The 12,371-nt window shown below is 71.4% G+C and carries 9 protein-coding genes and 1 pseudogene; 4 read left to right on the top strand and 6 right to left on the bottom strand.

The window, feature by feature from the left end:
• Positions 1–66: 66 nt before the first annotated feature.
• From AB0J66_RS24320 to AB0J66_RS24300, 5 genes and pseudogenes are all read right to left on the bottom strand, one after another.
• Positions 67–882 (bottom strand): annotated as a pseudogene (locus AB0J66_RS24320) (serine/threonine-protein kinase); the annotation flags it as partial.
• Between the two features lie 31 nt (positions 883–913).
• Positions 914–4,552 (bottom strand): adenylate/guanylate cyclase domain-containing protein, encoded by a 3,639-nt coding sequence (locus AB0J66_RS24315; protein WP_364664603.1) that lies wholly within the window; start codon positions 4,550–4,552, stop codon positions 914–916.
• Positions 4,549–5,352: an MBL fold metallo-hydrolase gene (locus AB0J66_RS24310; RefSeq protein WP_364664600.1), complete on the bottom strand. Its 804-nt coding sequence runs from the start codon at positions 5,350–5,352 to the stop codon at positions 4,549–4,551. The genes AB0J66_RS24315 and AB0J66_RS24310 overlap by 4 nt, the downstream gene beginning before the upstream one ends.
• Before the next feature lie 123 nt (positions 5,353–5,475).
• Complete coding sequence (locus tag AB0J66_RS24305; protein WP_364664598.1) at positions 5,476–5,964, bottom strand: RidA family protein; 489 nt, start codon at positions 5,962–5,964, stop codon at positions 5,476–5,478.
• Complete coding sequence (locus tag AB0J66_RS24300) at positions 5,961–6,116, bottom strand: DUF4177 domain-containing protein (protein ID WP_015625975.1); 156 nt, start codon at positions 6,114–6,116, stop codon at positions 5,961–5,963. Before AB0J66_RS24300 ends, AB0J66_RS24305 begins: the two co-directional genes overlap by 4 nt.
• A 107-nt stretch (positions 6,117–6,223) precedes the next feature.
• Between AB0J66_RS24300 and AB0J66_RS24295 the strand changes: the two genes are divergently transcribed.
• From AB0J66_RS24295 to AB0J66_RS24285, 3 genes are read left to right on the top strand one after another with little or no spacing between them, the layout of a single operon-like run.
• The gene (locus AB0J66_RS24295) at positions 6,224–7,108 is read left to right on the top strand and encodes a hypothetical protein (RefSeq protein WP_364664595.1); all 885 of its coding nucleotides are present in this window, start codon (positions 6,224–6,226) and stop codon (positions 7,106–7,108) included.
• 24 nt (positions 7,109–7,132) lie between these two features.
• A complete protein-coding gene (locus AB0J66_RS24290; RefSeq protein WP_364664592.1) occupies positions 7,133–8,086 on the top strand; it encodes an ArsA-related P-loop ATPase in 954 nt (317 codons plus the stop codon).
• 30 nt (positions 8,087–8,116) lie between these two features.
• Positions 8,117–9,247: an ArsA family ATPase gene (locus tag AB0J66_RS24285; protein ID WP_364664589.1), complete on the top strand. Its 1,131-nt coding sequence runs from the start codon at positions 8,117–8,119 to the stop codon at positions 9,245–9,247.
• Here AB0J66_RS24285 and AB0J66_RS24280 read toward each other — a convergent pair.
• The gene (locus AB0J66_RS24280; RefSeq protein ID WP_097317528.1) at positions 9,244–9,546 is read right to left on the bottom strand and encodes a WhiB family transcriptional regulator; all 303 of its coding nucleotides are present in this window, start codon (positions 9,544–9,546) and stop codon (positions 9,244–9,246) included. The genes AB0J66_RS24285 and AB0J66_RS24280 overlap by 4 nt on opposite strands.
• 297 nt (positions 9,547–9,843) lie before the next feature.
• Here AB0J66_RS24280 and AB0J66_RS24275 point away from each other — a divergent pair, with 297 nt between their 5' ends.
• On the top strand, positions 9,844–12,255 hold the full coding sequence (locus tag AB0J66_RS24275; RefSeq protein ID WP_364664586.1) for a transglycosylase domain-containing protein: 2,412 nt from the start codon (positions 9,844–9,846) through the stop codon (positions 12,253–12,255).
• The last annotated feature ends 116 nt before the right edge of the window (positions 12,256–12,371 follow it).

The raw sequence follows: 12,371 nt of genomic DNA, 5'->3' as shown, positions 1-12,371 counted from the left end.
CGGCGTCTCGTCGCCGTGCGACCAGCGCTGCGGCGGGACCGGTGGCGGCGCTCCACCACCCAGCTGCACGCCCGTGAGCAGCTCACGCAGCTGTTTGGCGGTCGGCCGGGCGTTGGGGTCGTTGGCCATGCCGTACCGCAGCACCTGGGTCAGCTGCGGCGGCACCCCGGGCAGATCGGGGATGGGCTGGTTGAACAGGTCCATCAGGGTGATCAGGCTGGGGCTGCGGTCGCCGTCCCAGCGGGGTGGGCGGCCGCGCATCACCGCGTACAGCGTGGCGCAGAGCGCGTAGACGTCGACCGCGTCCGAGGGGTCGTCGTGGCGGAACATCTCCGGCGGCGCGTAGGCCGGGGTGAGCACCTCGAGGGTGACCGACGAGTCGCGCATCTCGCCCAGCACGGCCAGGCCGAAGTCGGCCAGCACGGCCGAGTTGAACTCGGAGTAGAGGATGTTGGCCGGTTTCACGTCGCGGTGCAGCACGCCGTTGGCGTGCGAGTGGACCAGGGCGTCGGCGATCTTGATGCCGAGGTCGCGGGCCTCCTCGGCGCCGAGCGGGGCCCGGCGCATCCGGTCCAGGTACGACCCGTCGCAGAGCTCCATGATGAGGTACGGATGCTGGTCGACCGTGACGCCGACGTCGAACAGGTCGACCACGTGCGGATGGGACGACATCTTGCCCGCGGCCCGCGCCTCGCGCAAAAACCGGGCCTGGTCACGGTCGCTCTCGAGGCGGCGGTTCTCCACCTTGATGGCGACCTCGCGGCCGACCGAATCCTGCATCGCCCGGTACACGGTCGCGTATCCACCCCTGGCCATGACCGACAGTCCGGACATGCCGGGCACGTACGGGACCGGTAGGGCTCCGCGCGGCGTCTCGGTCATGGGTTTGAAAATATCCCAGAGGGCGCGGAGATCATCCGGGCACGTCGGACGCGTACGCGACAGTTTCCGGCGGAGGCGGCTCCGAGCCCGCCGAGGCGAGCGCGTCCCGCAGGTCCTCGGCCGCACAGCGCTCGCTGGTCTGCTCGGTGGCCGACGCCAGCCGGACCGCTTCCTCGGCCGCCTCGCGCGACTCGTCGTAGCGCTGAGCGGCCGCCAGCACCCGCGCGTGCACCATCGCGGCCAGCACGCCACTGCGTACGTCCTCGGCCGGCACCTCGCGGGCCCGCTCGATCCACGTCGTCGCGGTGTCGACCCGGCCGTCGGCCAGCAGCGCCCCCGCGTACGAGGCCAGGGCGTGCCGCCGCGAGAACAGCAGCGACGGCGTGCCGGTGTCGGTGGCGATCGGCGCCAGCAGCCCGATCGCGGTCGCCGCGTCACCCGCCCGCAGCCGCGCCTCGGCCAGCAGCACCCGCGGGCCGACCTGGGCCGGGGCCAGCGGGTTGTGCGGCTCGACGGCGGTCATCACCCGGCGCGCGTCGGCCTCGGCCTGCGGCAGGTCGCCGCGGTGGAGGGCGACGAACCCCCGCAGCGTGCCGGCCATCCCCAGCAGCAGCGGGTGGCCGGTCTTGTCGGCATAGCCGAGGGCGTCGGTCAGCAGGTCGAAGGCGTGGTCGAACTCGCCCAGCCCGCGGGCGATCGCACCCCGCACGACCAGCGCCAGCCCGCGGCCCCAGTCGTCGGCCACGGCGTTGAAGTCCCGGTACGCCCGGCGGGCCTCGCCGTCGGCCTCGGCCAGCTCGCCCAGCTCGGCCGCCGCGTACGCCTCCACGGCCCGCAGCGTGCCCACCGCCCAGCCCTCGCCGACCCGGTCGCCGAAGGGCAGGAAGACCCGGGCCAGGCGCCGTGACTCCTGCAGGCGACCGGCCAGCAGCCGGGCGAACGCCGTGGTGCCGCGCAGCCAGGAGCGGCCCACCGGGTCACCCAGCTCGGCGAAGAGCCGGGCCGCCCGGCCCAGCACCGCGTCGGTGCCGGCGAAGTCGCCCCGGGTCGTGGTCACCCAGGCCAGGTTCTGCAGCGCCCAGGCCTGCCCGTGCCGGTCGCCGGCGGCCAGTGTGACCTGGTAGGCCGCGGCGAACCGGCTGCTGGCCTGGCTCAGCCGGCCGGCCAGGAAGTCGGCCATGCCGAGCCGGCGCATCGCGTTGGCCCGCTCCGGCAGCAGCTCGGCCTCGGTGGCGATCTCGAGCGCGTCCTGCCAGACCGCGACCGCCTTGTTCGTGTCGCCGAGCGCCTCGTGCGCGCGGCCGACCAGGATCAGCGCCTCGGCCTTGCTGACCGGCTCATCGTCGGCGCTGACGGTGATCTTCTCGCCGTGCTCCAGCGCCTCCTCGGCCCGGCCCAGCCGCAGCAGCGCCCGGGCGTGGACGAGCTGGTCGGGAAGGGGCAGCACGCCGTCGGGGGCCATCGTGGCGGCCCGCTCGGCATATTCGATCGAGGCGCCGGGCTCGATGTTGGCCAGCGCCCGCCGGGCCATCCGGCCCAGCGCGGCCACGCCCAGCGGCGCCACGTCGCGGACCGCCGCGTCCGGCCGCAGGCGCACGGCGTTGGCCAGCTCGACCGCGCACTCGGCGTGGGTGGCCACGAACGCGTCCCGCTCGTTCTCGCTCAGGCTCAGCCGGCTCGCGCTGTCGTAGCCGAGCCGGTCGATCGCCTCCGGGGCGGCCCAGTTGGCCAGGTAGGCGTGCCGGTCGGCCAGGTCGGCCTTGCCGATGCCGGAGTACGCGGCCTCGCGCATCAGCGGGGTGGTGAAGGCGTACCCGCCCCGGACCCGGTGGATCATGCGACGCTGCAGCAGCTCGTCGACCGAGCGTTCCAGCTCGACCGCCGCCACCGCGCCGGGCCGGGCGTCGCTGGCCGCCCGCCGCTCGCGGAGGGCCTCGATGACGCCCGAGGGCACGGTGTCGCCGACGACAGCGGCGTCACGCAGCACCGAGCGCGGCTCCGGCGGGAGCGCGTCGATGCGGGCCGCGAGCACCGCGGCCAGGTCGCGGGAGAGCAGCTGCCGGCCCAGCGAGCCGTCGGCCAGCATCCACTTGCCGGCCGCGTTGGCCCCGACGGCCGGGGTGAGCGCGCCCCGCTCCATCAGCAGCGTGACCATCTCGGCCAGGTAGAACGGGTTGCCCTGGGCGGTCGCGAGCAGCCGGTCGGTGTCCGGCTGGGGCAGCTTGCCGCCGTTGAGATAGGAGGTGAGCAGCCGCGACGCGTCGGCCCCGCGCAGCGGGGGGAGCGTGTGCACCTCGGCGTCGGCCAGCCGGGTCAGCGCGCCGGCCGTGCGCACCAGCTCGGGCCGGCCCAGCAGCAGCACCACGGCCGGGCCGTCGAGCATCGACAGGGTGCGCCCGAGCGCGTCCACGGTCGAGGCCGTCGCGTCGTGCAGGTCGTCGACGATGACCACCAGCGGGGTCTCGGTGGCCAGCGCGGTCAGCAGCTCGGCGACCGCGGTCGAGATCGCGTCCGGGTCGAGCCGCTTGCTGGGCTGCCAGTCGGCGCCGGCCGCGGGGCCGACCGGGTTGGCCGGGGCCTCGCCGTAGCCGAGCAGGGCCAGCAGCCGGTCGATGTCCAGCCGGGCCGGGCCGAGCCGGCTCGCGAGCTTGCGCAGACGCTCCTCGACGACCGTCCGGCCGACGGTGGAGACCACGTCCTTGGGCAGGCCGACCGACTTGCGCACCAGGTCGGCCAGGGGGGCGAACCGGCGGCGCTCGCCGAACGCGCGGCACCGCACCCGCAGCACCCGGGCCCCGGTGTGCGCCGCGTACCGCCCGTTGCCGACGTCGTAGCCGGCGGCCAGCCGCTTGACCTCGCCCGCGAAGCGGGACTTGCCGATGCCGGCCTCGGCCGTCATCACCATGACCCGGGGCGTGCCGGCGTCGATCGCCTCGGCCAGCCGGCCGGCCACCCGCCCGAGCTCGGTCTCGCGGCCCACGAAGGGCGCCTCGTCACCCAGGCCGGACCGGGTGCCGGGGGCGTCGTGCAGGCCGAGCAGCTCGAAGGCGGGGACCGGCTCGCGCTTGCCCTTGAGCCGCAGCGGGCGCAGCTGCCGCCAGGAGGCGATGTGCCGGGTGCCGCCACTGGTGCGCGAGCCGGCGTAGACGGCGCCGACCGCGGCCGCGTCGGCCAGCCGGGCCGCCGTGTTCACGGTGTCGCCGATGACGGTGTACTCGATGCCGGCCTGCATGCCGGCCACGACCTCGCCGGTGTTGAGGCCGACCCGCAGGCCGAGGGGAGCTCCACCACCGCGTTCGTCGTCCAGCACCCGGCGCACGGCCCGCTGCATGCTCAGCGCGGCCCGCACGGCCCGCTCGGCGTCGTCCTCGTGGGCCACGGGAGCGCCGAAGACCGCCATGATGCCGTCGCCGGTGAGCTTGTCGACGTGACCGCCGAACGTCTTCACCGCGCCGGCCAGGGCGGCCAGCACCCGGTCGGTGACCGCACCCACCCGCTCGGGGTCGAGGTCCTCCGACCAGGAGGTGAAGTCGGACAGGTCGCCGAAGAGCACGGTGACGATGCGCCGCTCGGCCGCCGGCAGGGTCGCCGCGGCCGGCAGGGCGGCGCCGCAGTTGTGGCAGAAACGGGCGCCGGGAACGGCGACGGTTCCACACACGGGACAGGTCACAGCCGATCCAACCCGCTCGCGCCTGTTCCTGATTCCCGGTTTTTGTGATTGAGGTAATCAAGTTGGGCGGCGGCCGACCAGATCGCGGCGAACCGGACGGCCGGATCGATGTCGGGGTAGACGATGTCGACGACTTGCTCGGCCGTCTCCGCGCCGGCCGCCATGGCCGCCGTGACCTGCGCCAACCGCTCCTCGCGGTGGGCGAGGTACTCCTTCGCCACGGCCGCCGTGTCGGCGCGCGCCGGGCCGTGGCCCGGCAACATCAAGACCCCGTCGTACCCGCTGAGGCGTCGGAGACTCGACAGATACCGGCCCAGATCGCCGTCCGGGTGGGCGACCACGGTCGTGCCCCGGCCCAGGATCGTGTCGCCGGTGAACACCGCGGCGTCGTTCACCACGAAGCTGACCGAGTCGCCGGTGTGCCCCGGAGTCGCCACCACCTCGACCTTGAGGCCGTCGACGGCGATCAGCCCGTCCGGCGTCATCGGCTGCGCGGGGATCGCGTGCGCCGGGTCGGCGGCGAGAACCGGCGTGCCGCCGAGAAGCCCGGAGAGGCGGGCCGCACCCTCGACATGGTCATGGTGACCGTGAGTAATCAGAATCGCTTGGAACGGACCGTGACCGGCGATGCGGGACAGGTGCCCCTCATCGAGCGGGCCGGGATCGATCACGACACCCCGGCTCTGGCCCGGCGTCCGCAAGATCCACGTATTCGTGCCGTCCAGCGTCATCGGGCCCGGGTTGGGGGCGCGCAGCAGCGTCACCCAATCCGGCAGCTCCTTCGGCTCAGCACCCCCCATGCGCGAAATCCTACGTCGCGCATGGGGTGAACGGAGAGGACCGGATGTGCGATCTCAGTGCCTGCTCAGGTTACGGATAGCAACCAGAAAGGCTGAAAGATCAGGTTAAGTTAACCGGTACAGCTACTCGGCCAACTCGACGATGACCTCGACCTCGACCGGGGCGTTGAGCGGAAGCTCGGCCACCCCGACCGCGCTGCGGGCGTGCCGCCCCTGCTCGCCGAAGACGTCGCCGAACAGATTCGAGGCGCCGTTGACGACACCCGGCTGACCAGTGAATCCAGGGGCCGAGGCGACGAAACCGGTCACCTTGACGACCTTGCCGACCCGGCCCAGGCCGACCAGCGACTCGATCGCGGCCAGGGCGTTGAGGGCGCACAGGCGCGCGAGCTCGGCGCCCTGCTCCGGCGTGACCTCGGCGCCGAGCTTGCCCTCGTACGGCAACTTGCCCTCGACCAGCGGAAGTTGCCCGGAAACATAGACGTAGTTGCCCGTTTGCACGGCCGGGACGTAGGACGCCAGCGGCGGCACCACGGTCGGCAGGGTCAGACCCAGTTCGGCGAGCTTGGCGTACGCGTCGACGCCGCCCTCACCGGCGATCGGCAGCGTCACGATTTCGCCCGCTTCATGTAGGCCACCAGCTGGTCGGGGTTCGGGCCCGGCACGACCTGAACCAACTCCCACCCGTCCTCGCCCCAGTTGTCGAGGATCTGCTTGGTCGCGTGGACCAGCAGGGGCACGGTCACGTACTCCCATTTCTGCATCGCTATTACTCCCCTGAAGAGTCGGTACCGCGCCCAGCTTAGGGCCCACGATCGGGCCGATTTGACTAGGCTGAGCAAGCCGGACACGTCACATCACGGAGGGCGACATGACGCACCCGCAGGCCGGCCGGCCGGGGTTTCCCGAGCCAGGCCATCCCGAGCCGGCGCCGGTGCCGACGCCCGACCCTGAGCCGCCTCTGCCGATCCCGCCCGAGGAGCCGATCCCCGCGCCGGAGCCGCCGCACGCCGACTTCATCGACGCCGCCCCGGACGCTCCCGCTCTCCAGTGGCCGCCGCCCGGTGCCTTCTCGGACGAGCGGCACACCGACTCCATCCCCGTCGTGCCGGCCGCCGCACCGGAGGAGACCCAGGTCATCCCGCCCGATGCGGGCTGGCAGGCACCGCCCCCGACCGCGCCCTGGCACGCCCAGCACGAGGCGCCCGGCCAGTGGCAGACCACCCCGCCCGAGCATCTGGCCTATCAGCACTCGACCGCGCCGCCCCTGGTCCCGCCGGAGCCGATCTGGGCCGGCCCCCAGCAACAGCCGAAATCGCGCCGTAGCGCCCTCTGGGTCTCGGCCGCCCTGATCGGCACGCTCCTGCTCTGCGGCGGCGGCGCCACCTCGGCCTATTTCCTGCTGCGCAACGCCGACAACCCGGGCTCGCCCGACGCCGCGACCGCGGTCGACCGCTTCCTGACCGCCGTCTACACCCAGCAGGACGCGGCCGCGGCCGACGATCTGGTCTGCCGCGAGGCCCGGGACAAGCAGAAGATCTCGGAACGGGTCGACGAGATCAAGGCGTACGCCCAGGGTTATCAGGATCCGGTCTTCCGCTGGGCCGAGCCGGTCGTCTCCGGCGCCGAGGAGGATCGCGCCACGGTTGCGGCGCAGGTCACCATGTCGACCACGGACGAGAAGACCGCCGCCCAGGACCTGCAGTTCACTGTCATCCGCAAGACCGGCTGGCTGGTCTGCGAGGTCACCGGCTGAGTCGCCCCGGTTACCGTTGAGCCCATGGGCGAGCAAGTGAACCGGTGGCCAGCACGGCTGCACGTGGTGACCGGCAAGGGCGGCACCGGCAAGACCAGCGTGGCCGCGTCCCTGGCGCTCGGCCTGGCCGCCGGCGGCAAGCGGACGCTGCTGGTCGAGGTCGAGGGCCGCCAGGGCATCGCCCAGCTCTTCGAGACCGAGCCGCTGCCCTACAAGGAGCTGCGGATCGCCAAGGTCGCGGGGGGCGGCGAGGTGCGCGCGCTGGCCGTCGACCCCGAGGAGGCCCTGCTCGAGTACCTCGACATGTTCTACCACCTGGGCGCGGCCGGCCGGGCCCTGCGCAAGGTGGGCGCGATCGACTTCGCCACCACCATCGCGCCGGGCCTGCGTGACGTGCTGCTCACCGGCAAGGTCAAGGAGGCCACGACCCGTTCTCAGGACGGCAAGCGGGCGTACGACGCCGTGGTGCTCGACGCCCCGCCCACCGGCCGGATCGGCCGCTTCCTGAACGTCACGGCCGAGACGGCCAAGCTGGCCAAGATGGGCCCGATCAAGACGCAGAGCGACAGCGTGGCCGCGCTGCTGCGCTCGCCGATCACCTCGGTGCACGTGGTCACGCTGCTCGAGGAGATGCCGGTCCAGGAGACGCTGGACGCGATCGCCGAGCTCACCGCCCTGCACATCCCGGTCGGCCGGATCATCCTCAACGCCACCCGCCCGGCCCTGGTCACCGCGGGCCGGGTGACCAAGGCCGAGCTCAAGCGCGGCCTGGCCGAGGCCGGCCTGCCCAGCGACCCGGCCACGGTGACCGGCCTGGCCGGCGAGGTGAAGGACTACCTGACCCGCCAGGAGCTGGAGGAGACGCTGCGCACCGAGCTCACCGAGACCGGGTTGCCGCTGGTCGAGCTCCCCCTGCTGCCCCGCGGGGTCGATCAGGGCGGGCTCGACGAGCTGGCCGCGGCGCTGATGCGCGCGTGAACGGGATCAACTGCGGACTACTCTGGAGTAGTGGGTGACGTGACCGCTTCCGAACGGCTCGACGTCGACGGTCTGCTCGCCGATCCGGCCACCCGGATCGTGGTCTGCTGCGGGGCCGGCGGGGTGGGCAAGACGACCACCGCGGCCGCCATCGGCCTGCGGGCGGCCGAGGTGCACGGCCGGCGCACGGTCGTGCTCACCATCGACCCGGCCCGGCGGCTGGCCCAGTCGATGGGCCTCAGCGAGCTCGACAACACGCCGCGCCAGGTCAAGGGCATCGACACCGAGAGCGGCGGCGAGCTGCACGCGATGATGCTCGACATGAAGCGCACCTTCGACGAGGTGGTGCAGCAGCACACCACGCCGCAGCGCGCCGCCGAGATCTTCGCCAACCCCTTCTACCAGGCCATGAGCTCGACCTTCGCCGGCACCCAGGAGTACATGGCGATGGAGAAGCTGGGCCAGCTGCGGGCCACCGACGAGTGGGATCTGATCGTCGTCGACACCCCGCCCTCGCGCTCCGCGCTCGACTTCCTGGACGCTCCGGCCCGGCTCTCGCGGTTCCTCGACGGCCGCATGCTGCGGATGCTGCTGGCCCCGGCCCGTAGCGGCGGGCGCAGCATGTTCAGCCTGGTCACGGCGTCGTTCGGGCTCTTCTCCCGTACGGTGCAGAAGGTCCTCGGCGCCCAGTTGCTGACCGACCTGTCGGGGTTCGTGGCCGCGCTCGACTCGATGTTCGGCGGTTTCCGGCAGCGGGCCGACGAGACGTACCGCATCCTGCAGGACCCGCAGACGGCCTTTCTCCTGGTGGCGGCCCCGGAAAGGGACGCCGTGCGCGAGGCCGCCTATTTCGCCGAGCGCCTGGTGGCCGAGCGGATGCCGCTGGCCGGGCTGGTGCTCAACCGGATGCACCGCTCCGAGGCGCCCGAGCTCGGCGCCGACCGCAGCGAGGAGGCGGCCGCGGGTCTCGATGAGAGCAGCCTCACCGCCGGCGCGCTGCGGATCCACGCGAACCTGGTGCGGCAGACCGAGCGGGAGCAGAAGGTCGCGGCGACCTTCACCGACGCCTTTCCGGACGTCCCGGCGGTCGCCGTCACGGCGCAGCCCGCCGACGTTCATGACGTCGACGGGCTGCGGACGATCGGCGCGCTTCTCGCCTAGCGGGTCGGGACGAGCACCTTGTCGGCGCCCTTGTCCTTCATCGCGGCCTCGAACATCTTGCGCCAACTCGCCACGTGCGGGTGGCGGCGCAGCAGCGCGCGCCGCTCCCGTTCGGTCATTCCTCCCCAGACGCCGAACTCGATCCGGTTGTCCAGGGCATCGGCGAGGCACTCATAGCGAACCGGGCAGCTGCGGCAGATCCTCTTCGCCACGTTCTGCTCGGCGCCCTGCACGAAAAGCGCGTCAGGGTCGCCACTCTGACACGCCGCCATGCTCGGCCAGTCGCTGATCATCCCCATCTGTAAACGTCCCCCCTAGCGTTACCCCCTGACGCCCGCGGGGCGTGTGTCCCCCCGAACCACGCGGACGTCGTGCGATTGGCTCGCCGGACCATCATGCTCTGTAGTTGGGCGATTACGCAACGTTGTCCCTCAAATACGTACAGCCCGGCTCTTCCGGGCAAAGGCCGCGAAGCCTACTTCACAAAAGCCCACGAAAAATCCTCCGTTAGGGCAGGCTGATTCTGGGCGAACCGTGACTCTCTCGACGCGCGTCGACGTGCGGTCCTCGCGTACCCTGCTCGGGTGACCTCCTGGATGCGCAGACGCGATCACAACATCTTCGCCAATGCGACCTCGTTGCTGATCTGCGGTTTACTCGCCGGCGTCGTCGTCGCGGCGGCCGCCTTCCCGGCCGCGGCCATGTCCGGTCTGGCCGCCAAGGCCGGCGGCGAGACCTTCGCGCAGCTGCCCAGTGAGCTCAAGGACTTCAGCTCCCCGCAGATCACCCGCATCTTCGCCGCCGACGGCCGCACGCAGATCTCGCAGTTCTACGACGAATTCCGCAGCGATGTCCCGATCAAGGACATCTCGAAATACATGCGCGACGCGATCGTGGCCGCCGAGGACCGGGAGTTCTACCACCACAACGGCGTCGACCTCAAGGGCGTGGCCCGCGCGTTCGTCAACAACAGCGGCAAGTCCGAGTCCAAGCAGGGCGCGTCGACCATCACCATGCAGTACGTGCGGCTCTCGCTGGCCTACTCGGCGACCAACCCGCAGGAGGTCGTCGACGCGACCAAGGACACCCCGAAGCGCAAGGTCACGGAGATGAAGTACGCGCTTCAGGTGGAGAAGGAACTCTCCAAGGACCAGATCCTGGAGCGCTACCTCAACATCGCCCCCTTCGGCAACCAGGCGTACGGGGTCTACGCGGCCAGCCAGGTCTACTTCAACAAGAAGCCCAAGGACCTGACGATCGGCGACGCGGCGATGCTGGCCGGCATGGTCAAGGCCCCGACCAGCTTCAACCCCACGACCTCCGAGGGTTACCCGCAGATCCGCGACCGCCGCAACAACTACATCATCCCCGGCATGGTCGAGGCCGGCTCGATCACCCAGGCCCAGGCCGACAAGGCGGTCAAGGAGTCCATCCCGCGCAAGGTCAAGCCGATCAGCAACGGCTGCGTCTCGGTGGCCAAGAACGACTGGGGCTTCTTCTGCGACTACTTCTACCGCTGGTGGATGAGCCAGGAGGCGTTCGGCGCGACGACGTACGACCGTGAGCGCCGGCTCAAGAGCGGCGGCTACCGCATCATCACGACGATGGACGTCAAGGGCACCGCGGCCGCCCGCAAGCGCATCAACGACCAGGTCTCGGTCAACAACAAGAACGCGCTGCTGCTCTCCGGCATCGAGCCGGGCGACGGCAAGGTCCGCTTCCTGTCGGCCAACCGGCGCTTCAAGCTCGACGACCCGTCGAACCCGCAGAACCCGCTCTCCTCGGACAAGCGGAAGGCCAAGGCCGGCGTCCACGCGACGTACCCGAACACGACCAACCCGCTGCTCTCCGGCGGCGGCGACATCAGCGGCTACCAGGCCGGCTCGGTGTTCAAGATGTTCACGATGGTGGCCGCCCTCGAGAAGGGCTACCCGCTGGCGTACCCGATCAAGGCGGAGAAGCGCTACAAATCCGGATACATCATCTCGTCGAGCAGCGAGTCCGCCTGTCCCGGCACCCACTTCTGGTGCCCCAGCAACTCGGGCGGCGGCGGCGAGGGCGTCTACAACATGTGGAGCGCCTTCGGTAAGTCGATCAACACCTACTTCGTACCGCTGGAAGAGCGAGTCGGCGCGGAGAACGTGGTCGCCGTGGCCAAGCGGTTCGGCGTGCAGTTCCGGGTGAAGCAGGACGCCGACTTCGCCAACAACACCGTCGCGGCCAACCAGTGGGGCGCCTTCACCCTGGGGGTGTCGGCCTCGACCCCGCTCGACATGGCCAACGCGTACGCGACCCTGGCCGGCGACGGCATGTACTGCGAGCCCACCCCGATCGAGCAGATCACCACCCAGAACGGCGAGAAACTCGACATCGGCAAGCCCCGCTGCATCCGCGCCACCAGCTCCGACGTCGCCCGGGCCACGCTCGACGCGACCCGCTGCCCGGTCGGCGACTCGGCCCAGCTCGGCAACTGCAACGGCGCCACCGCCCGCGCGGTCCGCTCCACGGTCAAGCACCCGGTGTTCGGCAAGACCGGCACCACCGACAACGACAAGACCGCGGCCCTGATCGCCGGCACGACCAAGCTGGTCGTCGCGGGCTACCTGGTCAACCCGGACTGGCCGCAGCACACCGACCGGATGAGCCACGACAAGGTCAACCCGGCCGTCTACGAGACGCTCGCCGACTACATGAAGGGCAAGCCCAAGGAGCAGTTCAAGGTCCCCGGCAGCAAGAAGATCGCCGAGGGCGACCAGCGCTCCATCCCCCGCGTCGCCTGCCAGTCGATCAACGACGCCCGCGACGAGATCGAGGGCGCCGGCTTCGACGCCGTCGTCGGCAACGAGGTCGACTCCGACTGCCCCAAGGGCACCGCGGCCGGCACCGACCCCGGCGGCAAGACCATCAAGGGCGGCGTCGTCGTCATCCAGGTGAGCCGGGGCAAGGCCGCGACCCCGCCGAGCAAGACCCCACCCGGCAACGGCCCCAAGCCGCCTCCGGGCCGCTGACGTCACGGGAAGCGGGCGGGACATCCACGGATGTCCCGCCCGCTTTTTACCACGTCCGGTGCACTTTTACCCCGCTCCGGTGTACTATTACCCCGGATCCAAATATCCAGGAGGAA

The organism is Actinoplanes sp. NPDC049598 (assembly GCF_040675435.1).
Taxonomy (GTDB): domain Bacteria; phylum Actinomycetota; class Actinomycetes; order Mycobacteriales; family Micromonosporaceae; genus Actinoplanes.
The sequence above is the reverse complement of the archived record's forward strand: the minus strand, read 5'-3'. Positions and strand labels throughout refer to the sequence as shown.

Excerpts from the sequence above, each read along its gene's own strand:
- AB0J66_RS24295 (WP_364664595.1), top strand. The coding sequence starts at position 6,224 with ATGACGCACCCGCAGGCCGGCCGGCCGGGGTTTCCCGAGCCAGGCCAT.
- AB0J66_RS24310 (WP_364664600.1), bottom strand. The coding sequence starts at position 5,352 with ATGGGGGGTGCTGAGCCGAAGGAGCTGCCGGATTGGGTGACGCTGCTG.
- AB0J66_RS24280 (WP_097317528.1), bottom strand. The coding sequence starts at position 9,546 with ATGGGGATGATCAGCGACTGGCCGAGCATGGCGGCGTGTCAGAGTGGC.
- AB0J66_RS24300 (WP_015625975.1), bottom strand. The coding sequence starts at position 6,116 with ATGCAGAAATGGGAGTACGTGACCGTGCCCCTGCTGGTCCACGCGACC.
- AB0J66_RS24290 (WP_364664592.1), top strand. The coding sequence starts at position 7,133 with ATGGGCGAGCAAGTGAACCGGTGGCCAGCACGGCTGCACGTGGTGACC.
- AB0J66_RS24275 (WP_364664586.1), top strand. The coding sequence starts at position 9,844 with ATGCGCAGACGCGATCACAACATCTTCGCCAATGCGACCTCGTTGCTG.